The organism is Scytonema sp. UIC 10036 (genome assembly GCF_009725235.1).
In genome coordinates, this window is record NZ_WJFC01000033.1 from 10,847 (window position 1) to 35,460 (window position 24,614).

Below are 24,614 nucleotides of genomic sequence, written 5' to 3' on the forward strand. Positions count from 1 at the left end.
GACACGTTTAAAAATTATAAAAAATTACTTCCCGTCTCAACTATTGCCATAAATATTTTTAAAATCATTAACGATACCTGCAATTTCTAGAATCATTTGCTCGGCGTCTCTAAAAGCTTGTATTTGCTCGTATGTAGCCTGAGTCATTTCCTCTAAAAGTAAGTTCATTTGAGTATCAATATTTGTAAGCCCATCAAATTTTTCTTGAATTGCCTCTACCAATTGAGTTCCTGCTGTTACTTGCTCTGCTCCCATCCCAATAGCCTCAAATGCCTCTTGGATCTCTACCTGAATTTTTGCCACAAAGCATTCAGTTTCTTCTATATTCCATTTCAACTGCCGCATCGAACATAAAACTTTATCTGCTAGTGCAATACGCTCTTGATCGGTGCTGTTTCGAGTTGCTTTCAGTGCAACATTCATGGCTTGAAGATTCAGTTCGGAAATTGTATTACTGACAAGCATCACGGTTGAAGAGAGGTTTTGCGATATCTCATCTATAAGTTCAATTTTTTCGGCAGCTTTCACGATCGCTTGTTGGATCGTAATGACACTACTTGTCACTCCATCGATAGTTTCTTGCCCAGTTTGTATAACACGCTCAACTTCCTGTCTTTCAAGTTTCAACTGTTGAACAGTTGCATCGACTGCAGGAACTAAATTAGCCACAACCTGAATGCGATCGCAAGCACCTTGGACAAAGCCCATTTGTTTTGATGCTTCCTCTGCTATGTTCTGGATCGCCATTTGTCGCTCTCTGAGCAGTTCTGATACCTGATACTGAAGCGCTTCATTTTGGTGATACTGCTGAATAGAGGTTGTTTCAGCTGCTTGGTAAGCCTGTTCTATCTGATGAATCAGTCGAGCATGGTCGAGAGCAAACCCGGCTTGTGCAGCTACTTGAGCAAATAAATCAATTTCTACCTGTTGCCAATTCCGGGGTTCAGAGCATTGATGGGCAATCAATAAACCTAATAACTTATCATCTTTAAGAATAGGAGCCACTAAATTTGCCTTCACCGCAAATGGTTCTAGTTGACCGATGTGACAAGGACTCAAACCTGCTTCATAAATGTTGTTGGTTGCTTGAACCCGTCCTGCTTGATACTGTTCTACGTAGCCCTCTGCAAAACAAGGGTCTTTGATATTAGCTCGCAATGCTTTTGGAAACCCTGGAAGCACTGATTCTGCAAGCACAGTTCCGTACCAGTTTTCATCAAAGCCAAATACAATGACTCGGTCAGTTCTTAGTTCCTTGCGCGTTTCTTCTACGGTAGCTTTAAGAATATCCTCTTCATGCAGGGATGCACGAATGCTTCGGGTAATGTCGATAAAAACCTGACGCCGATCTGCTTTTTCATCCACCTGCTCTAACAACTTAGCATGCTCGAGCGCAAATCCAACCTGGGACGCTAACTGAGAAAACAAATCAATCTCAGGCTGTTGCCACAAGCGAGGACCGGAACACTGATGGGCAATGAATAAACCGTATAGCTGGTTGTTTGTGATAATTGGAGCAATTAGATTTGCCTTCACAGCAAATCGTTCTAATAGACCAATGTGACAATCATTTAGACCAGCTTGGTAAATGTTGTCTATTGCACGAACGCGACCTTGAAGATATTTTTTTACATAACCTGTAGTGAAACAGTCGTCGTGTATTGTTGACCACAAAGCTTTTGGCAAACCAGATGCTACTGATTCTGCAACAAAGGTTCCATCCCAGTTTGCATCAAAGCGAAAGACACTGACACGATCGGTTTTAAAAACTTGACGAACTTCCTCAACAGCAGTTCTCAGAACATCTTCTTCAGAACGCGCTCCCCAAATCTGGTGGCTAATGCTAATTAACAGTTGTGAGAGTTCGGTGGCTGCTTCCTGTTTCCACAGTAATTCTGGAAGTTGGTCTTCTATTAATCTTAGATTTGCTTCTAATGCCACCAGTTCATCTTTTCCATCGGCGCGATCGCGAATACTCATCTCTTCTCGACACAGCCGATTCACAACAGTCGTAGAGCTTGCCGCAGCATTGAGAACTTGACGTAGGGCGCGATTCATGAAAAGAGTAGCGATCGCACCTGCCCATAATGCTGTTACAAGAGTGCTAATCAGCAAGACTTGTCTTTGGCGATCCAGTTCGGATTTTACGGCATTTTGAGCTTGTGCTACTTGAGAGCCTTGCTGCTGAGCCACCAAACCGCCCAAATAGGTAGCTGTACCAACTGCCAGTACGGGAAACACACTCACACTGAGTGCTAAAGCCATTGCTTTGTGCTTCAAACTCCATTGTTGCCCTTTTTTTCCCGAAAGAAACCCTGATGGCTTGCCATTATCAGTAGCATTGCCACGAGAATTTTTGGAAATAGTTTCACTGGTACGAGGTTGAGGAGATGGGGTTTGAGTCATGAATGATATTCCATTATCTCATAGGCTAGGTAGATAGTAGATGCTGACGGTGGAGAGTTTTGAGAATTAAAGAATTATATACCGAAGTAAAATAATTGATGCTCCGTTAAGATATACACGGTATTTACCGAGGCATCAGGATAAAAATAATTGGTCAATAATTGCCGGAAGATAATTAATATCGTTATTGAGTTCTATAAAATTGTGTCTGCTCGATCGTGCTGCGAGACTTGCTGGAGATACAGTCTCATGTAGACTTAGGGTTATAGCTGCGATTTCCGAGAGCGCTTGTTTTGCCCCATCTCACTTCTGTTTTTTAAAATTTGATTTTTAATATCAAATTAAGTATTATTACTGGTAATATTATATTAAAAAGCCTAAGGAATAACAAAAATGCCGAACAGTTTTATGATGAAGGTATTACAGAAGAGCAGAAAAGCGCTGCTCAGGAAGTAAGGAAACTAATTAAGGAGAAAATAGGTTCGTATAAGGATTATCAATCATTAGCACAGCATAGAGAACGAGTAGATCCAAAACTTATTGAGAGAGCAAGAAACTTAGGTGCTCTAGCTATCCAACTTCAGTGGGTTGAAGGTAATGCAACCAAAGCAGAAGCTTCTTTTTTTAAGATTAAACATTCAAAAATTAATCCGCGATCGTTGAGGTGAAGGAATTTCCCAAATGTATGTGGGAGCTACTCTAACAAGTCTAGGCAAATACTCTTGTTCTAACAAACGTTCTAAACTGAGAGTTAGACATTGCCAATTTGAAAATTTCGAGGATTTTTGAGAACAAAATGATTGTCAACTTTTACTAAATCACCTATACAGTGAATTGGTAAACGTTCCTGATACGCTTTAATAGCTAATATATAATCATGGTCTGCTAGTTCGGTTTTTATTTCCTGTAATTTCTCAAAAACTGCACATAAGAAAGTAATTTCTCCACTCAGTTTATCAATTATTGGAGTGGTAATTTGCACGATCGCACCCTGTACGGTGAAGTTGGGATAATTGGTAATAAATTCGCCTAAGATCTCAACTTGAGAACGATTTTCTACTATCTCTAAGGTTTTCAAAATATCGCTAATTCTTTCGGCATAATCTCCTAAATTATGTTGAAGAGGTAGCAAAATTTCATATTCATCAGCAGTCTCTTTTTTCAATCGCCAAATTGCCCCAGCATCATTGTAGATACGTCCAGTTTCATGCCAACCTGTTGCTTGTAAGTGTGCTTGTACCAGGTCAGGGTTAACAGTTTTAAGTATTTGACTATCTTTAATAGTAACTTTCATGGCAAACTTCCAAAACTAATGCGTTGAATGATAGCTTGGAGCGCATCTGATATCAACTGATTACTGCGGGGTATTTCAATAGTAACATTGGTTGTATTTTCCGTGTCTGGCATTTCGCGTAAAGATATCCAGTAAGCACAATGTTTAAGACACAGTTCGTCTTCTGTCTGTTTGAGCCAGTCTGTTATTTTTTCTGGAACTAAAACGACAACTAAAATCCGAGGAACAAGGGCATTTATTTTTAAATCGTTATAATTTTTAAGATTGAGGGTATATTTAATAGAGTTGTCATCAAGAATATCTCTAGCTGTACACTTTAGTTGTAGTTCTAGTCTAGGCGAAAGGATTTTACCTGTACCGCCTCTGCTGACTATGCCTAAATCTATGCTGTCATTATCCACTTCTGGTCTATATAAAGAATAACCTGCAACGGCGGTGATTGCTCTGATATAAGCGATGCTAAATTGTTCTTTTTGTTAGTTAATATCCATTCAATTATTATTAATTTTTAATTCTTTACAGTATACAACAACTAATAGGGGTTGGGGGGAGTATAGATAGATTTGCAACTACTTTACAAATTTTCCTAACAAATGCACCCATACTTGTGAAGTTACATTCGCTCTGACTCTTAATTTATAAAAATTTACTAATATAATGTGTAATGACTTAATATTAAGAAGCAAATTTATGGCAATTACTGTTACTCTTAGTCCAGAAGTAGAGGCAAAGCTTTTTGAACAAGCTGCCTTACAAGGGAAAGATGTTGTAGTCTTAGTTACTGAACTCTGATATTAACGTACTACGCGAACGAGAACTACAGCAATGGCTACATCGAATCTAATCGCTGACGTAATTTGCTACTAAGAGCATCAATTATAGTAACGACCACTGACAATATTAATATCATGGTGGTCGCCTTGGTATACTCAAAACCGTCGATATAACTCTTTAATTCAAAACCAAAACCACCTGCACCAACTGCACCCAGAACTGATGCTGCTCGGATATTATACTCAAACATCCATAAGGTATAACCTAACATTAAAGGCAGCACTTGAGGTAATAAACCATATTGAGCAACTTGTAACCGAGACGCACCTACAACTTGCAAAGATTCTATAGAACGGGGATCGACAGCTTCTATTGCTTGTTGATAAAATTTGGCTAGATAACCAATAGTATAAATTCCCAAAGCTAGAGTTCCTGCGAGTGGTCCTAGCCCGGTTGCGGCTACAAATAACAAACCAAGAATAATAGAGGGAACAGAACGAACAGCATTTTGCAGAAAATTAGCCAACCATCGCAGCCATACTGGAGCTACATTACGAGCACTTGCAACAGCGATGGGCAAAGAAAGTAATGCTCCAATAGTGGTTCCCAAAACAGACATTTGTACGGTTTCTACGAGTGCTTTGGCTGTTTTGTACAAAATATCCCAACTGGTATTTGGGGGAAATAACCGCGAAATAAAGTCAATGATGTGGAACCAGCTATCTTTTAGTAGTTGAAAATCTACTTTCAGACCTTTCAATGCCCAACCATAAATTATAATAACAATACATATAATAACTAACCGACTTAGCCAAGAAAAGCGTTTCCAAAGACGAGAAAGATTTTTCATAAAAGTTAGCGATTGGGTACTGGGTACTGGGGATTGGGATTGGGGATGAGAATTGAAAATCCAATCCCCAGTTACCAGTCCCTAGTTCCTGATATTTCCTCGAGCAAATGTAGCCTGCAAACTGTTATCGCAACACCCGTCATAAACTACACGTCCAGCATCCAAAATAATCGCTCGTTGTGCGTATTCTGCAGCGACTCCCAAATCGTGTAAAACTGTCACAATTGTCATACCCTGCTCGGAGTTGAGTTGAGCTAGCGTGTCCATCACTTGTTTGGACGCCATAATATCCAAGCCCGTGATTGGTTCATCTGCTAGGAGAATCTCTGGCGATTGAATTAAAGCTCTGGCAATTGCTACCCGTTGCTGCTGTCCACCGCTTAAGTTACCAGTTTTTTGATAAGCCTTTTCTCTCAAACCTAACTGTTCTAGCAGTTCTAACGCTTGACGACGATCGCTTTTCGGAAACCCAAACAGTGTTTGCCAAGTTTTCCTCACGCCAAGACGTCCACACAGTACATTTTCAATTGCTGATAACTGCCGAATCAATCCCCCACCTTGAAACAACATTCCCACTTGCCGTCGAATAGACGGCAAAGTGCGAGAATTTAATGGCACGCCATTGATATGAATTGTTCCCCGTGAAATTGGAACTAACCCAACTAGCGATCGCAACAAAGTAGACTTCCCCGCACCATTCAGCCCCAACAGCACAACAAATTCACCGCGATTAATTTCAAAATTAACCCGGTTCAAAATGGGACGGTTCAACGTAGTGGAATAAGCTGTTTCTATGTTTTGACAATGAATTACTGATTGGGTCATAAATTGGTTAGTAGTTAGTAGTTAGTAGTTAGTGGTTAGTCGTTAGTAGGTTAACAAGAACAACTAACTACTAACTACTAACTACTAACTACTAACAATTAACTATTATGGTTCAACTCCTGCATTTGTTAGGGCTTCACGAATTGGTTTTAAGTGAGCTTCGTGATCGACTTTGACTAATTCTGTGGAGTTGTAGAGGTTGCGTAGCATCTGATTGTTTTGTGGCTCGTTCAGTTTGAGCATAGCGGTGATAATTTTGTCTCTTGTCGGTGTGGGAACATCATCATCAATAGCTACGCCATGTGCTGGAACTCCAGGAATTTTGTAAAGAACTCGTAGTTGATTTTTTTCAGCCTCTGTAATATACGGTGGATTCAAAGCATATTCTGATACTGCAGCTACATCTGCTTGACCGCGTAAAACAGCCTGTAGGGCTTTGCTGTAATTGCCACCATAACTGACTTGACTGAAGAAACCGTCAAGGCGATCGCGATTTGGCACTAGTTTTTGCTTAACCATCTCACCCACAGGGAAAATAAACCCCGAACCAGAGGTGGGCGAGGTAAAAGCCATTTTCTTACCGCGCAGTTGTTCTAAAGTATCTTTCCCTGAAGTCAAAGTTTTCAGAGAGCTATCTTTGGGAACAACAAACACTGAGTTATAAGTGTATTTTCCAGAATAAGTCGGGCGTACCTCAGCCAGATATAAGCGAGCATTTGCTAATTGTTCGGCTTTTAAAGCAGGACGGCTACTTAAAAAAGCTACATCTGCCTTGTCCCCTCTCAAAGCTTCTACTGCTGCGGTATCATCGCCAACTAGAGCCTCAACAGGCATTCCTACTTCTTTAGACAGAAACGCTGCTACAGCATTCGCTTTTGTTTGCAAGTCTGTAGAATCAGACCTACTGGGAAAAACAATTGTTAAAGATTTTTGTGTCGTCTGAGCAAGTAGAGTTGTTTGTTTGCCATTAGGCTTTGAGTTAGCAACTGCTTGCCAACTTCCAAAGCTACCTGCAACTAGACCAGTTAGAGCTAGGAATGCTGAACAAGCTCCTAGAAGACCCTTTTGCCTCACACTCATTTGCTGCTCCCCATCAAAAAACTTTCTTATTAATTTTGAAATTCTATCTCAATAACGTTTTTATTAAGAAAGACTATTGTTAAGATTCAAGCTTTTTGCCAAAAAAGTCAATAGATTTTTCTAATACCTTTCTTTAAAGAATCAGTTATATGAGTTGCTTGACTAAATACTTTGTTTGTGTATTTTGATTGATAATCTTTTTTAATAAAGATTTTGCTTAAGCTCCCCAACTTCTTTCAAGAAGTCGGGGATCTGGCAATTCAGCCCTAAATTATCGCAATGCACTCAATCTCTACCAAAACATCCTTAGGCAAACGCGACACTTCAACACAAGCACGGGCTGGAGCTGAGTCTTCTGAGAAATATTTGGCATAAACTGCATTCATCGCGGCAAAATTATTCAAATTTGACAGAAAAACAGTTGTTTTCACCACATTTTGAAAATTAGCGCCTGCGGCTGTGAGGATAGCTTCAATATTAGCCATAACCTGTTCAGTTTGCTTTGCCACGTCATCGGTGTAGAGAACATCACCAAGCCGGGGATCGATAGGAATTTGCCCAGCAACAAAAATCATTTGACCAGAGGCAATAATTGCTTGATTGTAAGGTCCTACTGGTGCGGGTGCTTTATCGGTACGAATTACTTGACGAGTCATAGATATTTTGGATTATGGATGCGTGAATTTTGGATTGGATTTTTTTCCATTTGGCATTATCGCATCAGTTAGCACAATCCCGTTTTCATTCTTTTAGTAGTAAATAATACAGTTCTCCATTGCCGCCTGTCACACCAGCACGATCGCCTGCCATCTTACCAGTTCCCATAAAATAATCTTCCTCAAGTTTTTTGGCTTCGAGTTCTAGCTGTTCGGTAAAATCCTGCAATCCATTGGGAAAAGAAGCAAGTAACTGCCGGAAAATTTAGCACGCTATGTCCGAAAGAACCCATCTTTCTTGATAAATTCTAACTAGTTGATGTAATTTTTCCACTTCGTTTGGTAGTAGTGATAAATTTATGTTTTCAACTAACCTGCTTAATTCTTCTGCCCATTCCTGATAGGATGAACTGCCGATAATCCCCTCACTTGACTGGATGTAATTAACTAGAACACCGATTCAGTAACAGGCGATTGGAGTGGTATCCGTTATCTGCAATTCTCTTTTGTTCCGATGGTTCTACCTAGGAATGCCTACTGTGAGGGAGAGCCTCGCGCTTTTTGTCATAATTTACTAAGATTGAGTTAATTGCCTTATATCGTAAAGCTGTACTTATGCAAGTCAAGGACCTTACAACTGATGAACTGAAAACTCTGATTAGGGAAACAGTTTTGGAAGTACTAGAAGACTTTTTACCCGATCCAGATGCAGGCATGACGATTAAGGAGGAATTCAAGCAAGAGCTTGTGGAAATTCAAAGACGTAGAAAGTCAGGAACTCGTGGTATTTCAGCACAAGAGGCTGCGAGCAGGCTTGGCTTAGGTTGATAATAAGTTACATCATTGAGTATGAACCAGAAGCTCTCGCTGATTTGGAAAAGTTGACTCAAGCTGTCCGGGAGCGAGTTGTTAACAAGATTAATTGGTTGGCAGAGAATTTCGAGCAAGTTAACCCGCAACCTTTAACATCCGATCTATCGGGTTTCTTCAAGTTGCGAGTTGGTGATTACCGAGTGATTTATGAATTTAATAGTGAAGAAAAAATAATTTTTATCGACCGAATCGGGCATCGTCGAGAGATTTACAAATGACAATGAGAGGCTCCGCCTCTAATCATGTATTCCCTGGTTCTACCAGGGAACGAGAAACGAGAAAGTAAGTTTGGCAGGGGTTACCGGAAAAAGCTGGGCAATGATACCAATATTTGCCCAGACATACACCTAAATAATGCGGGAAGCAGGTAGCCCCGAAGAATGAATATCAAGGAATTAAAGGAATTGATATTCATTCGTTATTTATATCGGGGTGGAATGCTGACCCGTGCGAACGGCAGACGCTACAACGGGGGGAACCCCCGCAACGCGCTGCCTCATTCATTCGCCGTGAGATTTTGTTTTCGGTTCCGGTAATGAATCTATCCATTCATCTATCAAACTAGACATGGTTCTATCTAGTTCTGTGGATAATAAGAGTAACTTATGATATCTACGCTCTGTCAGTCGAAAACTTAATCTTTTGTTTTTCATAAATGTCGAACAATGAACATACATTTATGCTATTATAAATTCCGTTAAATAAAACAAGGAGGTGATTGTAAATGGCTCGGAAAAAGACTCCATCTTTCATTACAGAGATTCCATTGATAGTAGACAGTTCTCAAGAAAAAGAGTTGTTGTCTAAATTTGAAGCGTCCAGAGAACTATATAATGCTTGTCTAAATGAAGCGATGGTTAGGATGGAGTTAGTACGCAATTCCGAGACATTTAAAACAGCTAAAAAAATCTCAAAATCGAATAAGAAAGAACGAACTGAAGCATTTAGTGTTGCACGTCAAGCTTATCGTTATTCCGATTACGATATACAGGCGTATGCAACAATTGTCGCCAATTCATCACAATGGATTGCTGACAAGATTGACTCTAATACTCAACAAACAATTGCTAAACGAGCATTCAAAGCGTCGGAACGAGTCATATTTGGAAGAGCAAAGAAAGTTCGCTTCAAAGTATCAAGTCGTTTCCATTCTGTCGAAGGGAAAACCAATAAACAAGGACTACGTTGGAAAAACAATGAATTAGTTTGGGGAAGTCTCAAATTACGTGCCATTATTGATGAGAGCAATCCTGTGATTATGCATGGATTGCAATCTCCAGTGAAGTATGTTCGTATATTATGGAGGAATTTAAACGGTAAACGTCGTTGGTACGCGCAACTTATCAATGAGGGAAATTCTTACCAAAAAGAAAAGAATTATGTTAGTGACGGTTTAATTGGACTTGACTTAAACATCTCTAACATTGCTTTCGTTGGAGACGAGAAAGCAGGTTTGTTACCATTTGCGGAAAAAGTACCAACTTACGAGCGTGAAATTACTGCATTACAAAGAAAAATGCAGCGTTCCCAACGGGTCAATAATCCAGACAATTACGAGCCTGATTTTGAAATCAAGAAAGGGCATCGTACTGTTAAGAAAAAAGGAAAAGTCAAAAAAGGCAAACGTGAATGGAAGCGTTCGAGAAATTATAAGAAGGTTGCCCAAAAGAAACGGGAATTACAACGTAAAAAGACAGCATATGCTAAATCCCAAAACCGCAAAATAGTTAACGAAATCTTGCGGAATGGTAAAGATATTAAGACTGAAAATGTCAGTGTAAAAGGTTGGCAGAAACGCTATGGTAAAGCCATTTCTGCTAAATCCCCAGGATTTGTACAATCAGAACTCATTCGCAAAGCTGAAAAAGCTGGTGGAAGTGTTCACAAGTTCTCTACTCAAAAAACGGCGCTATCTCAGACTCATTTAGACGGTAGTCGTACCAAGAAATCCCTGTCTGAACGGGTTCATCACGATGTAACTGGTATTAAAATGCATCGCGATCTCATGAGTGCGTACTTGAGTAGATATGTTAATCAAGACGATAGACTGTCATTGCAAGATGCCCGTAATGGGTATCGTGGGGCGGAGTCGCTCCTATTGGAGGCATGGCGGGAGTCTTTAAACTGCGAACCTGTAGGCTCGTCCGAAAGTGGGTTGATTGCCCTAGAGCAGTTCTCCAACAAGGCAGGAAAAATTGACCAGATAGCTGTCTCCTTGGAGTCCGGGCGAAAAGTTAATTCTAATTCCTAGCCAGAATCCACGAGCTAGAAGCTCGTGGTGTGGCTCAAAAAATTTATTGCTTGCAGTCAACCTAACCTCGGACGTATTCCATAATGTCGGAAGCGCCAATAGTCGAGCAAAATCTTATCATGGTCAAAACATAAGTTTTCGGGTACTCGCCAAGACTCAAAAATGCCTATATCCTTGGCATCATCCCCCGCTTGCGGTTCGCCAGTTGCCGTGGCCAAAAACACAATACTGAGAGTGTGCTTTCGCCGATCGCGATTGGGCTCGGAATATACCTGAAATTGTTCGATTAACTCCACCCGCAAACCCGTCTCTTCCAAAGCCTCGCGTTGCGCCGCCGTTTCAACAGATTCGCCGTAATCTACAAAACCACCAGGTATCGCCCAGCCAAAAGGTGGATTATGTCGCTCAATTAACACTATTGGTCGATGAGGACGGTCAATCAATTCAATGATGATATCAACTGTAGGAACAGGATTTCGGTAATTCATGTGAGTGGTTAGTAGTTAGTGGTTAGTGGTTAATGGTATCAACTAACAACTAACAACTAACACCAATATCTGTTCCATGGTAAATTCAATGCGATCGCTTTCTTGTTAATAACAGGTTAAGTATGCCTTTTCCCAGATCAAGTGGTATTTTATTACACCCTACCTCGTTTCCCGGTCGATTCGGCATTGGGGATTTAGGCTTAGAAGCCTATCAATTCATTGATTTTCTCAGAGACAGCTGCCAGCAATTTTGGCAAGTGTTGCCTCTAGGACCGACTGGTTACGGTAATTCTCCCTATGCTTGTTACTCAGCATTAGCTGGTAACCCTTTCCTCATTAGCTTAGAAAAAATGGTACAGCAGGGCTTACTCTCTGAAGAGGACTTTGCTCATCTACCTGGATTTGAGGCATCTAAGGTAGACTACGAAAAGGTCATACCAATTAAGCTCGAGCTGTTAAGGAAAGCCTGTGAGAATTTTAAGAACAGAGCAACTCCCTTACAGCAAACAGAATTTGCTGGTTTTTGCGACAGCAAAGCTTACTGGTTGGATGATTATGCCCTATTTATGGCACTTAAAGGTGCTAATGGTGGAGTAAGCTGGCATAAGTGGGAGCCAGAACTTGCCAAACGCGGACTAGAAGCATTAAATCGGGCTGGGCGAGAACTCACTGGAGAAATTTTCTTCCACAAATTCACCCAGTATGAATTTTTCCGCCAATGGTCTGAATTAAAAACCTACGCCAATATGAGCGGAATTCAAATTATTGGCGATATTCCCATTTATGTAGCTCACGATAGTGCTGATGTCTGGTCTCATCCCGACATTTTTTGCCTGGATGAAGAGACAGGAGAAGCGGCGTTGATGGCGGGAGTTCCACCCGATTATTTCAGCGCAACCGGACAGTTATGGGGTAATCCAGTCTATAACTGGGAGGAATTAAAAAAACAAGATTATAAGTGGTGGGTTGGGCGCTTTCAGGCGTTGCTTGACTATGTTGATGTGATTCGGATCGATCATTTCCGAGGGTTTGAGGCTTACTGGGCTGTACCAAAAGGGCAAGAAACCGCTGTCAACGGAGAGTGGATCAAAGCACCTGGAGAAGAGTTGTTTGAAACCATCAAACAGAAGTTGGGTAAACTCCCCATTATGGCAGAAGATTTGGGGTTAATTACGCCAGAAGTGGAAGCCCTGCGAGACAAGTATGAATTTCCTGGAATGAAGATTTTGCAGTTTGCCTTTAGTGCTGACGCGGGTAATCCATTTTTACCATTCAACTACTCGCGCAATTGCATTGTCTATACCGGAACTCATGACAATGACACAACCATTAGCTGGTTCGACCAAGCATCAGAGTACGAAAAGCAGTACGTTTTGAATTACTTGGGTTGTCTCAGCCCTGAGGGTATTCACTGGGATTTTATTCGACTGGCTATGAATTCTGTAGCAAATCAAGCCATTATTCCATTACAGGATGTTTTGGGATTGGGTGGTGAAGCGCGGATGAATTTCCCAAGTAAAGCCGAAGGAAATTGGGACTGGCGTTATACGTCAGATAGTTTAACTAAAGAAGTCACGCAGCGCTTGCAAACTCTCACTCGGTTGTCCGGACGCAGCCCGCAAAGGAAATCTTGAGGAGGGACGAGGAGGACATGGGGGACATGGGGGACAAGGAGGACAAGGTAGAATTTGCTTCCTTGTCTACCCCCTCTCCCTTGTCTGCCTTGTCTACCCCCCTCTCTTTTTCAAGAACGATTCGCAGCAGCGATGGTAACTTCCTTAGCTGTTCCGGGTTCTCCCAATTGCTTGGCTTCCTCTTTGTTCACGCTCACAAGTACCCCACCAGCATTTCCGGCTTTGACAGTGAGTTGTGCTTGGGCTTTCCAAATGCGGTGAGTTCCCTCTGGTAGCTCACCCTCGTACTGAATTTTGCCATCAGCAACTACTCTGATCCAAGATTTCTCTTTCAAAGTTACACCAATTTGTACTTGCTGAGCGTCATTAGAAGACTGGTTGAAAGTTTGGAGTTGTACGTTTTTATTTTGTGCCAGTTGCGAGCCTACGACAGGAGCTCTTTGTACCTTTTGATTATTTTGAACGTTACTGGCTTGCAAAGTCGCTGTATTTAAAAATTGCGACAAGCCACTGATGGAACCAAAAATGACAAATATATAAAGTATGTAGAGATGAACGGGACGTAATTGATCTGATGTTGTTTTCCAAATGGGCTTGAAATTTACTCGATTTGTACCGATTGGGTAACTGCTGGAGAATTGCACTCCATGAAAACCAAGGGCATCGGCATATTGCCGGATTAAACCTTGGGTATATACTGGTTCTGGCAGTTCTGATAAGTTACCTTCTTCGATCGCTTGGAGTAATCTTCGGGAGATCTTTGTGACAACAACCATTTCCTCTAGGGATAAACCCTTTTCCAAGCGTCGCGTCCAAAGCTGAGCACCCATTTCTGCCAAGACTTCGGCTCGTTGCTGCTCTGGTGAAGGTGCTAATTCTCGCTTATTTTTTCTTTTTAACCACATCATAATCCTGTTACACTCCTTACCCCACTGAAATCATTAATAGGTATCTTCCTAAAACTTTGATTGATGGTTTCCACCGCTCAAATTTTTTACTTGTTCCACTGCTTTTTTCAAAAAGCGGATTTCAAAATCTTCTAGGTAACGATACTTACCCACACCCAGTAAACCTTGTCCGGGTGTTTGTAATTGAATCGAACCTATGGCGGTGCGATGCAGTCGGATCGCCGGGTGTCCCAATTGTTGGGCTACGCGGCGAATCTGACGATTTCTCCCCTCCTTTAACACAACTTCTAACCAAGTAGAGTATGCAAGACCTTTTATCTTTTTGACTTCTGCTGGCCGTGTTTTTCTTCCCTCTAGCAGCACACCCTGACGCCACATTTTTAACACTTCTTCCGGTGGATGTCCCTCCACTAAAACACGGTATGTTTTAGAAACATTGTGCCGTGGGTGAGTTAGCCCAAATGTTAAATCTCCATCGTTTGTGAGTATTAATGCTCCTGTTGTGTCGGCATCTAAACGACCAACCGGATGAATACCTTTACCGGAACTTAATTCTTTGGGTAGCAAATCTAGGACTGTCCTTCTCCTCTGGGGGTCATCGCAAGTCGAGACCACACCAAGTGGTTTGTGCAACAACAGATACACCAGTACTGGACGTTCTATCACAGACACAAGCTCATCATCAACAGTGATAATATCCTTTTCTGGATCTGCTTTTTGACCCAGACGTGCCAACTCACCATTGATCCGCACTCGTGACTGCTCGATCATCTCTTCAGCTTCACGGCGGGAGGCTATACCCCATTGAGCCAGAATTTTTTGTAACCGTGCCTCCATGTGGAAATTACGTATGTTTCATTTAGTTCCTATAAATAGATAATATATTTGCATTTTGTAGTAACCTGCCACAGATGTTAAAGTTAAGACTTGTTTCAGCACTGGTTTTTTTTGACAAAATACCCATAAGTAAAACGGTTAGATGCAACACAACAGTTCCCAAATTCGAAATCCAATCCATACCCGCATAGTCACTAACGTACTAACAACCGCGCTCAAGCTTTGGTTAAAAGCACAAGTGAGCCAAGTTGCTCAACTTGAAGTAGAAATTAAAGCCAGCGATCGCCAACTCCTTTCCGGAACCATCCCTCTTGTATCTATTTTTGCCCGTCATGCTGTTTACCAAGGTCTCCATCTTACAAAGATTCACATAGTCGCAGAAAATATTCGCGTCAACATTGGCTCAGTACTCAAGGGACAACCTCTGAAACTGTTAGAAACAGTACCAGTGGTAGGCGAGCTGATCCAGACAGAGGAAGACTTGAATGCTTCTCTTTCGTCTACTTTATTATTGAGTGCTTTGAATGATGCTCTGGTTCAACTATTACCAGAACAGAAGCGAAAATCCAAGTCAGTTTTTTGGCAAAAAATTAACCTGGATAACAGTACGCTTGTGCTTTCTGCTACATTACCAGAAGAAAATCAACCCACTCACTTAGATATCAGTATGAGTTTGGAATTACTAAGTTCCCATGAGTTGCAGCTGAAACACATTCAAGTTCAAAGTAATACAGCATCCTCACTTGAGGGGATCGAACGCGAACTATATTTCAATTTGGGATCGGATGTTGACATCCAAGAATTAACTGTACACTCAGGTAAGCTAGTGTGTCGCGGGCGAATTAACGTCAATCCGTAATCATAAGAAATACAAAACTCAGAACAAAATGTCTTTACTTTTAATTATAGTCCAAAGGCAGGTTGCCAAAGCCAACTTAAGTTGATTGTTTTCGTCTAGACATGATGTCAAAGGAAGTTTTAGTAATAAATACTTATAATTCTACCTCTTTTTAGCATACAGGAAGGGGCTTTAAACCTACAACGCGCATTTTCTTTTACGGAGAACAAAGAACTCTTAACCCTGTTCCCTGTTCTTTGTAAGAAGCCTGAAAATACAAATGTGCTGCAATTTCTTACTTTTCAGACATTTTTATAATAAAAATCTTATGATTTTTTCTATCAAACTTAGGCTTTCGTTCTTTACCAAATCCTGTTTTTCTTCTTCCAAATCCTGTTTTTCTTCTTCCAACCCCTGTTTTTCTTGCAAAGAGTCGCGTTGCACATCTTTGGTAACAGGTTGAGGTACATCCTTTAGATCGGTTTCGTCATCAATTTCAGATATAAAAGTATGACCAACTTCTTGTAAAGCTTTGACTGAAAAAATTTTGAGACCAGCGTACTTTTTAATTTCTTCTCTAAACGCTTTCCTTAAAAAGTCTTCAACTGCCTCTCTACCCTTTCCATAGATATGTGATTTAGCCAGTTTTTCAAAAACTGATGTGTATGTTAGTCCTATGACTGTAACATATGTTGCTGCTACTGCCCCTGAAATAGTATTCGAGGGAGGAAAAAAAACACTCAATAAATCTATTGTACTAGTCAGCAAGATGCCACTTAGTGATGAGATTGTGAGAGTTCCGACAGACTCTAGAAATTGTCTTAAATCAGCATATCCATATATGGCAGCAATTCTACGAGACAGAGTACTCAGCGATGCTATAGCTGCTACTGGAGTTGAGAATGGAATTGGAATAAATCCCGAAGCAAAGCAAGCTCCTGCTGAAGCTGCAACGTACTTCCAGGCAAGTTCTCTTTTCGCTTTGAGGTCAACAACCTGCGCTATAGTTATTGCCTCTGAATATATTTCTGGCAGCAACGCTATTGTTTTATCCACTAGCTCTCTCAAACCAAAAGGTTGGACGATAGGCTTACCATTAATTCGTAGAGGGTATGCTGCTGTTTTGATGACAAAGTAAACTTTCTTCAGTTCAAAACTCTCAAGAAAGCGTTCAATACCTTCAATTTCACTTCGTCTTGCTCGGTCACATTGCGAGAGAACAATTATAACAGGGACTTGTTGCTCCGTCAGCTTGGTGATGATCTCCCTTTCAAAGTACTCAACCCGTGCTGATGCAGCATTAATCACGTACCAGACAAGATGAATCTGTTTTTCGAGTCCCTGCGCCTTTTTTTGTTCTAAGAACTGAAATACACGATTAACCCACTCACGTTCCTTAGTTGCTTCATACCCTGGAGAATCATACAGTACAACAGGAAAATACTCCTCGCTGTTTGCTGGATATCGAGCAAAACTTTGAGTGACAGGTAAGCCTGCACCAGTTGGAGCTAAAGCAGTGCCAAAAACCGCATTAATTAATGAACTTTTACCTACTCCAGTTCTGCCGATAATAGCAATGTTGGGAACTGCCACACTGCGAACTACTTCTTTAAGTTCCTCCTCTATTGTAGGTTCTTGAATTGACATATTTTTTTTACAAAAATAAAATTTCCAATGGCAATCTTAAGAATGTTTCAATATCAAATTTTTACTCCTCAATGAAACTTTCTCCTATTACAGCCAGAGCTTCTCGAGAGGGAATACTCTTGGAGGCATGTCTAGCGAATTCCTTTTTGAAATTTTCTTTGAGGAAATTTTCTACTGCTTCTTTTCCATCCCCATGTATATTGACTTTAACCAAATTTTCAAAAACAGAAGCATATGTTAGGCCTATTGCTGTGACGTAACTAGCTGCGATCGTTCCTGTTAGCGGAGCAGCAGGTGGGAAGAAAGTACCCACCAAGTCTAAAATTCCACTAAGAACAATATTATTTAATGTTGTCACAGTGAAATTACTAAGTCTTGAGTTATTGGTAACCCACTGCCAGTTTGAGGTGCTCCATCTTGCTCATCCTCTATTCCAAAAATTTTTTTTATTAAAGTACTTTTTCCCGTTCCTGTTCTACCTAATACAGCAATATTAGGACTTTCCAGTTCTTTAATTTTTTCTTTTAACTCTTCAGTAATTTTCTTTTCTTGATTAGACATTTGACTATTTTGTAAAATGTTATATATTATAACATTAAAATTATATCACAAATATTTTAGTTGCCAAAGTCTTAGTAGTCTGCTACTTTAATTCTTTTGGGTTAAGTTCGTCAGAATCCTGACTTTGCAAAAAGTGTCGGGGAGGTTGCATTATACCAAAATTAATGTGGTAGTCTAATAGACCAACAAAACCTGTTTTTCTAAAAATATAGATCGAGAGACAACAAGGGGAGTAATAACTTTAGAACCTTGATAATCAAGGTTCTAAATGATTCATGGTAACTTAATGATTTGTTAACAATGGCAACAGAAGTGTCACGAAATAATACACTAGAGGAGCCGTAAAAATATAACTATCGGTACGATCCAAAATACCTCCGTGACCGGGAATTAACTGCCCGGAATCTTTAACTCCAGCATCGCGCTTCAGCATAGATTCCGTGAGATCCCCTAAAAGTCCGGCTATCCCAATTAACAAACCTATGGCTACACCTGTGAAAGGAAACTTCGTCCACTTCAGGTAGTAAGATCCTAAAAGGGCAATGACAACGCTAGCAAACACACCAAAAACTGCACCTTCAACAGTTTTTCTGGGGCTAATCTCAGATAAAGGGGTTTTTCCAAAAAATTTACCCACAACATAAGCACCAATGTCAGATGCCCAAATACATAAAAAAGTGAGTAATGTTGCTGTCAAACCTTGCGGAAGTAAGCTGAAATCTCCCTGATGCACAATATCTAATAATTCCGATAAGTAATCACTTGTCGGTAGATTGGTAGTGCCCGTGTTGTCAAGCGATCGCAATCGCACCCAGTAACTTGGTAAATACCCAGTATAAAATAAACCCAAAATAGAAGCTGAAATGTCCGCAATTGTCGCCATTTTAGGCTGAAACAGCAAGTAAAAACAAATAAAAGTTCCCGCTACGGGCATGACGGCATCTGCTAAATTACCATCTATAGTACAAATGACCAACAAGACTTGACTAACAACGATGGTGGTTTTGGCAGCAGGAGCCATTCCTTTGGCTAGCACTAGATCGAAATATTCCCGTTGACCTAAAAAAATGATGACCGCAAACAAGACGGTGAAGTACCATCCACCTAAAAGGGTGGCACTCATCGCCAAAGCTATTGCAATAATTCCGCTAATAATACGAGACCAAGGCATAGATAAAAAATTATGAATTATGAATTATGAATGCTGAATCATGAATTCATAATTTATAATTCATCATTCATCATTCAGTTCTAATCTAGTTTCTCACCACTTAGGATAAAAATGGGGTTGACAGCAGTAAAAGTCTGTGAAGAACCTCTCGTTTCCAATCGGGTCACAGAGGATTGAACAACTTCGACATTTCTCGCTTGTAATTGAGAAAGGCTTTGAGAAATAGAATACAGGCTTTCTAGATTGGCTGCTGTGGCAACAACTCGGCCTGATGGTAGCAAATGTTGCCATGCAGTTTGCATGATTTCTTGGATGGGACGACCTCCTTCAATACAGACGCGGTCAGGAGCAACATTGATATCGTGCAAGCACTCCGGAGCATTGCCTTCAATGACTTTGACATTCTTAACTTCAAAGCGATCGCAGTTGTGTCGAATCAGATTTGCTACATCTTCATCGCGTTCTACAGCAATAATTTGCCCGTTAGGAGAGAGCAAGCCTGCTTCTACTGGAATCGTACCCGTGCCCGCACCAATATCCCATAAAACTGTATCCGGTTTGAGTCTTAATTGGGAAAGTAATAGCAGCCGAATTTCTCGCTTGCTTAAAGGAATACCCGGCAAACGCTCAAACAATTCATCTGGAATACCAGGAGTGATGTAAGGCCAAAGTTGGGAGGGCATTTTTCAAGTCAAAGTATCGCTATAGTAAGGATAGTCAGTTTGCCTAACTCAGGTAAAGAAAATTAATACAAAAAATTTCTTTAAACTATAAGTCACCATAATGAACGGTCAGGTATTGGGCGATCGATATGAAGTACAGCAGCTTATGGGTAAAAAAGCTGGGCGGCGAACGCTGTTGGCTAGAGATTTACTGACAGGAGAGTTAGTCATCGTTAAACTGCTGTCTTTTAACAGTGATTTTGAGTGGGACGATCTCAAGCTGTTTGAGCGGGAAGCCGAAACCCTAAAAACCTTATCACATCCCTCAATTCCTTGCTATTTAGATTATTTTGAGGTAGATTTACCCACTATAAAAGGGTTTGCTCTCGTCCAAACCTATATCCCAGCACAATCTTTGGAGAAGTATATAAAAGCTGGTCGTACTTTTACGGAAAACGAAGTTAAACAAATAGCTAAAGCTCTATTAGAAATTCTTATTTATCTACACGCTCGCAAGCCTCCTACCATTCATCGCGATATTAAGCCCAGTAACATTTTGTTGACAAATCGTTCGGGAAACAGTGTAGGACAGTTATATGTAGTTGATTTTGGCTCGGTGCAAACGGCGGCGGTAGGAGAAGAGGGAACAAGAACTGTTGTCGGTACTTACGGCTATATGCCTCCAGAACAGTTTGGCGGACGCACGGTTCCTGCTTCCGATCTCTACAGTTTGGGAGCTACCTTAATTTACTTAGTCACAGGGTCTCATCCAGCAGATTTACCTCAAAAAGACTTGCGAATTCAATTTGAACAAGCAGCAACCCTCAGTCCAAGTTTAACAAAATGGTTGGCGCTTCTGATTCAACCAAGTTTAGACAAACGCTTGAGTTCCGCACCAGAAGCACTTGCTGCTTTAGAACATCCACAGCTTTTACATCAGTCACAACCAACAGAAGTATCCTTTATAGAGTGGATTAAAGAGCATTGGTATTGGGATGGCAATAATTGGGTCAGCAAAACACAACAACAAGCAACAAAAACAGATCGGCTAAAGTTAAATAAAAGTGATGACAGCGAATACAGTATTTCTCCACTCGGACAAATTTCTCAACCAGCAAATAGCAAAATTAACTTGAAGAAAGATGAGAATTGTTTGGAAATTCTTGTCCCTCCAATCGGGTTTCAGCCATCAATGATTTTCATGGCTTTGTTTGCGATCGCCTGGAATTCATTTATTCTTTTTTGGACAATTGCCGCCCTGTTTCTTCCTTTCCCCATTAATATACCTTCTGTTGTGTTCTCACTTCCTTTCTGGGGTGCTGGGCTTCAGATGATGTCGTCTGTTCTATTTCCTTTATTAAGACGCAGCAGCCTGAAGTTAAATCGGTTTTCAATCTGCTTTACCTGGGAATTGTTAGGATTTAAATACAATCGCATACCTCCTGCAGCAACACGAGATATTACCAAAGTAGTGTATACTCCAAAAACCTATACAAACGACTTTCAAGGTAATAGAATAGAAATCCCACCAAAACTGACTATTTGGGCAGGAGTGCATGAGTATCAACTTGGTGGAAGAAAAGGTTTGATTCATTCCGAACCTGAAATTGAATGGTTAGCATATGAATTAAGTAATTGGTTGGATTTGCCTCTAACTCGCGAATGACGAACTACGAACAACTTCATATTCCTGGTTCAATTCAACCTCATGGTGTTTTGCTGGCATTAAGTCCTCAGCTAGAAATTTTACAAGTTAGCAATAATACTCAAGAACACTTAGGTCAAAAGCCAGAAGATTTACTCAGTCAACCCCTGAGCACTTTACTTAACGCAACACAACTCGAAAGTATCAAAAAATTCCTGCAACAACAGGAAGGTACGGTGAATTCCTTTAAACTGTCAATTCTCACAGATGAAGGAGAAAAGTACTTTGACGGCATTATTAACTTTACGGAACAGATGTGGATTCTTGAGCTAGAACCCACTGACTCTCTCACGCAAATGAGTTTTTTGAGCTTCCATGCTTTGACAAGTGGGGCGATTTCCAAGATGCAAAAAACATCGAACCTCATAGATTTTGTGCAATTAGTAGCATCAGAAATCCGAAAAATTACAGAGTTTGACCGAGTGATGGTCTATCAGTTTGACTCATCGGGAGCGGGGATCGTTATCGCCGAAGATAAACGAGAGGATTTATTACCTCTCATCGGGCTGCGTTATCCCGCAACAGATATTCCTACCGAGGCAAAAGCATTATACACGCGCAATTCGCTCCGATTTATTCCCAATTTTGGTGCTCAACCCGTCAGTCTTATCCCGGTTAACAACCCCCAAACACAACAGCCATTGGATTTAAGCTGCGCTGTACTGAGAAGCGTACACCCTTGTTGTGTTGAATACCATCAAAATATGCGTGTATCAGCCATGCTTGTTGTACCGCTTATTCGCGAACAAACACTTTGGGGGTTAATCTCCTGTCATCACCAAACTGTAAAATATTTGACTTGGGAAGTCAGGAAAATTTGTGAGTTTTTAGGACAAATTGTGTCATCAGAGTTAGTCCATAAAGTAAGCCAGTCAGAGTTTGACTATGAGGTAAAGCTTAAATCATTACAAACTGAATTTATAGAATCCATTTCCCAAGCAGATAATTTTAGAGAAGCACTTATCTCTCCCGAACCTCGCTTGCTAGATTTAGTTGATGCAAAAGGCTCTGCAGTTTGTTTGGATAATGACATCACTCTTGTGGGAACAACTCCCAGTATTGAGGACGTTCGCACTCTCATTGAATGGTCAGATACTCAAATTAGCGACAATTTGTTTTCCACCAATTCTCTACCACAGCTTTGTCCAGAGGCGCGTGCCTTTAAAGAGACTGCTAGTGGTTTGCTGCTCTTACGGATTTCCAAAGTGCGGCGCTATTACATTCTTTGGTTTCGTCCAGAGGTGATTCAAACAGTGACTTGGGCGGGTAATCCAAATGGATCGGTCAAGCTCGATCCTAATGGCGGCGTGACTCTTTCGCCTCGAAAATCTTTTGAAAAATGGCTTGAAACAGTTCGATTGACTTCCTTACCTTGGAAATCATGCGAACTTGATAGCGCTCTTGCTCTCAGAAATGCGATAGTGGGGATCGTGATTTCCAAAGCAGATGAATTAGCTAAAATCAACCGTGAGTTGGAGCAAAGTAATCGAGAGCTAGCATCTTTTGCCTATGCTGCATCCCACGATTTAAAAGAACCTCTGCGGGGGATTTATAACTACTCAAATGTTTTACTGGAAGATTACGCTCACATCCTTGATGAGGATGGAATTGACTATTTGCAAACAGTGGTCTTTTTATCTCAGAGGATGGAAAGTCTAATTAATGCTTTGTTACGTCTGTCTCTGTTAGGTCAAGCGGAACTTCAGCGACAACCAACAAATCTCAACGAATTGCTCGAGCAAGCGATCGGTGTTTTTTATGCAAGCTATCCCCAAGCTAAACTTGAGATTCGCACAACTAAAGATTTGCCGACAATTGAATGCGATCCGGTTCTTGTTGGTGAAGTTTTTAGTAACTTGATTGTTAATGCTTTCAAATATAATGATAAAGCAGAAAAATGGCTTGAAATTGGTTTTGTGGTAGACAAGGTAGACAAGGTAGACAAGGTAGACAAGGTAGACAAGGTAGACAAGGTAGACAAGGTAGACAAGGTAGACAAGGTAGACAAGGTAGACAAGGTAGACAAGGTAGACAAGGTAGACAAGGTAGACAAGGTAGACAAGGTAGACAAGGTAGACAAGGTAGACAAGGGAGACAAGGGAGACAAGGAAGACAAGGAAGACAAGGAAGACAAGGGAGAGGTGTTTGTAAATCATTTAGGACTGCTATAGAATCACAAGAATTATGAACTAAATCACAAATTTTTCTGTAACGCTATCGTCTTCGTAACTGATTCTCAAACTAAATTTATCTCCCACATTTCCCCGAAATCTAAGTTGCAACCAGTTACTTGCTTTTGCTTGTTTCACAAGTTGAGGAACTGGGTTATCTTCATCATCTAGTAATTCCATCTTGACTCCATTTAGTAAAAATATTGATTCGCTAGCTGGATAAAGTCGTAAGAGAATTTCAACTTCATCCTGACTTAATCGAATTTGATGAATAATGAGAAGCACTGGTTCAGAAAGATGCATTAAGCGAATGATTTTTGCACCACCGACTTCTTCTTGTCCTGTGACATTCACCGGAGAAATATCTCTTGCTGTTGCAACAGATAATTCCCATTCATTATTGAATAAACCTTCAAACCATTGACTCAATTTAATTAAGCGATCGCTAACCTTAGTGACAGTGTCTTTAACCAAATTTGCTGAGGCTCTTGAAGAAACTTCAACAGGTAATTTTTGTAGATAACCTAAAAAATATTGTAGGGGCTTTAAGCGAGTGAGAGGTAATTTTTCGTTTTGAACAGATTCAACAAAACCTAATATTCTTGCTTGTCTATCATCCTCATCAATTTCTATGACCATGTAACCAATGCGTTCCGATAAAACTTCTGCTGGAATGTCACAATATTCTTGTTTGGGAAGTACGGGACGACACTCTAGTAAACCCTTACCTTTAATATATAGGCTGGCGGTATTCATTAATGATGCTAGAACGCTATCCAACCCATAACTTTTTTCTAATTCTGTGTCTATTTCCATACACTGAAAGTAAAAATCAACTGCCAATATAGCCAAAGTATTAAGATAAATTTCACGACTTTTTTGTAAATTTCGCTGTCCTTGGCTTGATTTTTCTGAGATTTTAATCATTTTTCCGTTTAGAGGAATTGTAAAAGCCAATTGATTGGAATTCATCGCTCGTTTTC

General features: G+C 40.6%; 25 protein-coding genes and 1 pseudogene. 8 read left to right on the forward strand and 18 right to left on the reverse strand.

What is annotated here, in order from left to right:
• Nucleotides 1-36 precede the first annotated feature (36 nt).
• Nucleotides 37-2,406 carry a GAF domain-containing protein gene (locus F7734_RS17455; RefSeq protein WP_155745878.1) on the reverse strand — a complete coding sequence of 790 codons (2,370 nt, stop codon included), beginning with the start codon at nt 2,404-2,406 and terminating at the stop codon, nt 37-39.
• A 323-nt stretch (nt 2,407-2,729) separates the two neighbouring features.
• Here F7734_RS17455 and F7734_RS17460 point away from each other — a divergent pair, with 323 nt between their 5' ends.
• Complete coding sequence (locus tag F7734_RS17460; RefSeq protein ID WP_155745879.1) at nt 2,730-3,074, forward strand: hypothetical protein; 345 nt, start codon at nt 2,730-2,732, stop codon at nt 3,072-3,074.
• A gap of 83 nt (nt 3,075-3,157) precedes the next feature.
• On the opposite strand, the gene F7734_RS17465 is transcribed toward F7734_RS17460, so the two are convergent.
• From F7734_RS17465 to F7734_RS17495, 7 genes and pseudogenes are all read right to left on the reverse strand, one after another.
• On the reverse strand, nt 3,158-3,700 hold the full coding sequence (locus F7734_RS17465) for a hypothetical protein (protein ID WP_155745880.1): 543 nt from the start codon (nt 3,698-3,700) through the stop codon (nt 3,158-3,160).
• On the reverse strand, nt 3,697-4,158 hold the full coding sequence (locus tag F7734_RS17470) for a DUF4365 domain-containing protein (protein WP_347566224.1): 462 nt from the start codon (nt 4,156-4,158) through the stop codon (nt 3,697-3,699). Before F7734_RS17470 ends, F7734_RS17465 begins: the two co-directional genes overlap by 4 nt.
• Before the next feature lie 371 nt (nt 4,159-4,529).
• On the reverse strand, nt 4,530-5,324 hold the full coding sequence (gene phnE, locus F7734_RS17475; protein WP_155745881.1) for a phosphonate ABC transporter, permease protein PhnE: 795 nt from the start codon (nt 5,322-5,324) through the stop codon (nt 4,530-4,532).
• A gap of 81 nt (nt 5,325-5,405) precedes the next feature.
• Nucleotides 5,406-6,149, reverse strand: coding sequence for a phosphonate ABC transporter ATP-binding protein (locus F7734_RS17480; protein WP_155745882.1), 744 nt, complete (start codon nt 6,147-6,149; stop codon nt 5,406-5,408).
• 105 nt (nt 6,150-6,254) lie between these two features.
• Nucleotides 6,255-7,229, reverse strand: coding sequence for a phosphate/phosphite/phosphonate ABC transporter substrate-binding protein (locus F7734_RS17485; protein ID WP_155745883.1), 975 nt, complete (start codon nt 7,227-7,229; stop codon nt 6,255-6,257).
• A 266-nt stretch (nt 7,230-7,495) separates the two neighbouring features.
• Nucleotides 7,496-7,891 (reverse strand): annotated as a pseudogene (locus F7734_RS17490) (Rid family detoxifying hydrolase); the annotation flags it as partial.
• Between the two features lie 79 nt (nt 7,892-7,970).
• Entirely contained in the window at nt 7,971-8,114 is a 144-nt protein-coding gene (locus F7734_RS17495) for a hypothetical protein (protein WP_155745885.1), read from the reverse strand.
• Nucleotides 8,115-8,500: 386 nt separating this feature from the next.
• Between F7734_RS17495 and F7734_RS17500 the strand changes: the two genes are divergently transcribed.
• Together F7734_RS17500 and F7734_RS17505 are read left to right on the forward strand one after the other, a co-directional pair.
• Nucleotides 8,501-8,713 carry a hypothetical protein gene (locus tag F7734_RS17500; protein WP_155745886.1) on the forward strand — a complete coding sequence of 71 codons (213 nt, stop codon included), beginning with the start codon at nt 8,501-8,503 and terminating at the stop codon, nt 8,711-8,713.
• The gene (locus F7734_RS17505) at nt 8,710-8,976 is read left to right on the forward strand and encodes a type II toxin-antitoxin system RelE/ParE family toxin (RefSeq protein ID WP_155745887.1); all 267 of its coding nucleotides are present in this window, start codon (nt 8,710-8,712) and stop codon (nt 8,974-8,976) included. Before F7734_RS17500 ends, F7734_RS17505 begins: the two co-directional genes overlap by 4 nt.
• A gap of 282 nt (nt 8,977-9,258) precedes the next feature.
• Here the strand turns inward: F7734_RS17505 and F7734_RS62060 are convergent, their stop codons facing one another.
• Nucleotides 9,259-9,411, reverse strand: a complete 153-nt coding sequence (locus tag F7734_RS62060) for a hypothetical protein (RefSeq protein ID WP_207714129.1) — start codon at nt 9,409-9,411, stop codon at nt 9,259-9,261.
• A gap of 71 nt (nt 9,412-9,482) precedes the next feature.
• Between F7734_RS62060 and F7734_RS17510 the strand changes: the two genes are divergently transcribed.
• Nucleotides 9,483-11,009: a transposase gene (locus F7734_RS17510; RefSeq protein ID WP_155745888.1), complete on the forward strand. Its 1,527-nt coding sequence runs from the start codon at nt 9,483-9,485 to the stop codon at nt 11,007-11,009.
• 56 nt (nt 11,010-11,065) lie between these two features.
• On the opposite strand, the gene F7734_RS17515 is transcribed toward F7734_RS17510, so the two are convergent.
• Nucleotides 11,066-11,497: an NUDIX hydrolase gene (locus tag F7734_RS17515; protein ID WP_155745889.1), complete on the reverse strand. Its 432-nt coding sequence runs from the start codon at nt 11,495-11,497 to the stop codon at nt 11,066-11,068.
• 122 nt (nt 11,498-11,619) lie between these two features.
• Here F7734_RS17515 and malQ point away from each other — a divergent pair, with 122 nt between their 5' ends.
• On the forward strand, nt 11,620-13,131 hold the full coding sequence (malQ, locus tag F7734_RS17520) for a 4-alpha-glucanotransferase (protein ID WP_155745890.1): 1,512 nt from the start codon (nt 11,620-11,622) through the stop codon (nt 13,129-13,131).
• Nucleotides 13,132-13,241: 110 nt separating this feature from the next.
• On the opposite strand, the gene F7734_RS17525 is transcribed toward malQ, so the two are convergent.
• Both F7734_RS17525 and F7734_RS17530 read right to left on the reverse strand, forming a co-directional pair.
• Nucleotides 13,242-14,039: a RodZ domain-containing protein gene (locus F7734_RS17525; RefSeq protein WP_155745891.1), complete on the reverse strand. Its 798-nt coding sequence runs from the start codon at nt 14,037-14,039 to the stop codon at nt 13,242-13,244.
• A gap of 48 nt (nt 14,040-14,087) precedes the next feature.
• Entirely contained in the window at nt 14,088-14,876 is a 789-nt protein-coding gene (locus tag F7734_RS17530; protein WP_155745892.1) for a pseudouridine synthase, read from the reverse strand.
• Between the two features lie 142 nt (nt 14,877-15,018).
• On the opposite strand from F7734_RS17530, the gene F7734_RS17535 reads away from it, so the two are divergent.
• On the forward strand, nt 15,019-15,735 hold the full coding sequence (locus F7734_RS17535; protein WP_155745893.1) for a DUF2993 domain-containing protein: 717 nt from the start codon (nt 15,019-15,021) through the stop codon (nt 15,733-15,735).
• 291 nt (nt 15,736-16,026) lie between these two features.
• Here F7734_RS17535 and F7734_RS17540 read toward each other — a convergent pair whose 3' ends face one another.
• The 5 genes from F7734_RS17540 to cbiT all read right to left on the reverse strand — a co-directional run bounded on the left by F7734_RS17540 (nt 16,027) and on the right by cbiT (nt 19,776).
• The gene (locus tag F7734_RS17540; RefSeq protein WP_155745894.1) at nt 16,027-17,361 is read right to left on the reverse strand and encodes a GTPase; all 1,335 of its coding nucleotides are present in this window, start codon (nt 17,359-17,361) and stop codon (nt 16,027-16,029) included.
• 61 nt (nt 17,362-17,422) lie between these two features.
• Nucleotides 17,423-17,719 (reverse strand): hypothetical protein, encoded by a 297-nt coding sequence (locus F7734_RS17545; protein WP_155745895.1) that lies wholly within the window; start codon nt 17,717-17,719, stop codon nt 17,423-17,425.
• Nucleotides 17,716-17,922, reverse strand: a complete 207-nt coding sequence (locus tag F7734_RS17550; protein ID WP_155745896.1) for an ATP-binding cassette domain-containing protein — start codon at nt 17,920-17,922, stop codon at nt 17,716-17,718. The genes F7734_RS17545 and F7734_RS17550 overlap by 4 nt, the downstream gene beginning before the upstream one ends.
• Nucleotides 17,923-18,205: 283 nt before the next feature.
• Nucleotides 18,206-19,093: a phosphatidate cytidylyltransferase gene (locus F7734_RS17555; protein ID WP_155745897.1), complete on the reverse strand. Its 888-nt coding sequence runs from the start codon at nt 19,091-19,093 to the stop codon at nt 18,206-18,208.
• Between the two features lie 80 nt (nt 19,094-19,173).
• A complete protein-coding gene (gene cbiT, locus F7734_RS17560) occupies nt 19,174-19,776 on the reverse strand; it encodes a precorrin-6Y C5,15-methyltransferase subunit CbiT (RefSeq protein WP_155745898.1) in 603 nt (200 codons plus the stop codon).
• A 100-nt stretch (nt 19,777-19,876) separates the two neighbouring features.
• On the opposite strand from cbiT, the gene F7734_RS17565 reads away from it, so the two are divergent.
• Together F7734_RS17565 and F7734_RS17570 are read left to right on the forward strand one after the other, a co-directional pair.
• Complete coding sequence (locus F7734_RS17565) at nt 19,877-21,421, forward strand: serine/threonine-protein kinase (protein WP_155745899.1); 1,545 nt, start codon at nt 19,877-19,879, stop codon at nt 21,419-21,421.
• Nucleotides 21,418-23,631, forward strand: a complete 2,214-nt coding sequence (locus F7734_RS17570; RefSeq protein WP_155745900.1) for a GAF domain-containing protein — start codon at nt 21,418-21,420, stop codon at nt 23,629-23,631. The genes F7734_RS17565 and F7734_RS17570 overlap by 4 nt, the downstream gene beginning before the upstream one ends.
• An 18-nt stretch (nt 23,632-23,649) precedes the next feature.
• On the opposite strand, the gene F7734_RS17575 is transcribed toward F7734_RS17570, so the two are convergent.
• Nucleotides 23,650-24,603, reverse strand: a complete 954-nt coding sequence (locus tag F7734_RS17575) for a DUF1822 family protein (protein WP_155745901.1) — start codon at nt 24,601-24,603, stop codon at nt 23,650-23,652.
• Nucleotides 24,604-24,614 lie beyond the last annotated feature (11 nt).

Coding starts and splice junctions, on each gene's coding strand:
- F7734_RS17555 (WP_155745897.1), bottom strand. CDS start 19,093: ATGCCTTGGTCTCGTATTATTAGCGGAATTATTGCAATAGCTTTGGCG.
- phnE (WP_155745881.1), bottom strand. CDS start 5,324: ATGAAAAATCTTTCTCGTCTTTGGAAACGCTTTTCTTGGCTAAGTCGG.
- F7734_RS17485 (WP_155745883.1), bottom strand. CDS start 7,229: ATGAGTGTGAGGCAAAAGGGTCTTCTAGGAGCTTGTTCAGCATTCCTA.
- F7734_RS17535 (WP_155745893.1), top strand. CDS start 15,019: ATGCAACACAACAGTTCCCAAATTCGAAATCCAATCCATACCCGCATA.
- F7734_RS17510 (WP_155745888.1), top strand. CDS start 9,483: ATGGCTCGGAAAAAGACTCCATCTTTCATTACAGAGATTCCATTGATA.
- F7734_RS17530 (WP_155745892.1), bottom strand. CDS start 14,876: ATGGAGGCACGGTTACAAAAAATTCTGGCTCAATGGGGTATAGCCTCC.
- F7734_RS17465 (WP_155745880.1), bottom strand. CDS start 3,700: ATGAAAGTTACTATTAAAGATAGTCAAATACTTAAAACTGTTAACCCT.
- F7734_RS17525 (WP_155745891.1), bottom strand. CDS start 14,039: ATGATGTGGTTAAAAAGAAAAAATAAGCGAGAATTAGCACCTTCACCA.
- F7734_RS17500 (WP_155745886.1), top strand. CDS start 8,501: ATGCAAGTCAAGGACCTTACAACTGATGAACTGAAAACTCTGATTAGG.
- F7734_RS17575 (WP_155745901.1), bottom strand. CDS start 24,603: ATGAATTCCAATCAATTGGCTTTTACAATTCCTCTAAACGGAAAAATG.
- F7734_RS17480 (WP_155745882.1), bottom strand. CDS start 6,149: ATGACCCAATCAGTAATTCATTGTCAAAACATAGAAACAGCTTATTCC.
- F7734_RS17540 (WP_155745894.1), bottom strand. CDS start 17,361: ATGTCAATTCAAGAACCTACAATAGAGGAGGAACTTAAAGAAGTAGTT.
- F7734_RS17570 (WP_155745900.1), top strand. CDS start 21,418: ATGACGAACTACGAACAACTTCATATTCCTGGTTCAATTCAACCTCAT.
- F7734_RS17515 (WP_155745889.1), bottom strand. CDS start 11,497: ATGAATTACCGAAATCCTGTTCCTACAGTTGATATCATCATTGAATTG.
- F7734_RS17550 (WP_155745896.1), bottom strand. CDS start 17,922: ATGTCTAATCAAGAAAAGAAAATTACTGAAGAGTTAAAAGAAAAAATT.
- malQ (WP_155745890.1), top strand. CDS start 11,620: ATGCCTTTTCCCAGATCAAGTGGTATTTTATTACACCCTACCTCGTTT.
- cbiT (WP_155745898.1), bottom strand. CDS start 19,776: ATGCCCTCCCAACTTTGGCCTTACATCACTCCTGGTATTCCAGATGAA.
- F7734_RS62060 (WP_207714129.1), bottom strand. CDS start 9,411: ATGAAAAACAAAAGATTAAGTTTTCGACTGACAGAGCGTAGATATCAT.
- F7734_RS17565 (WP_155745899.1), top strand. CDS start 19,877: ATGAACGGTCAGGTATTGGGCGATCGATATGAAGTACAGCAGCTTATG.
- F7734_RS17455 (WP_155745878.1), bottom strand. CDS start 2,406: ATGACTCAAACCCCATCTCCTCAACCTCGTACCAGTGAAACTATTTCC.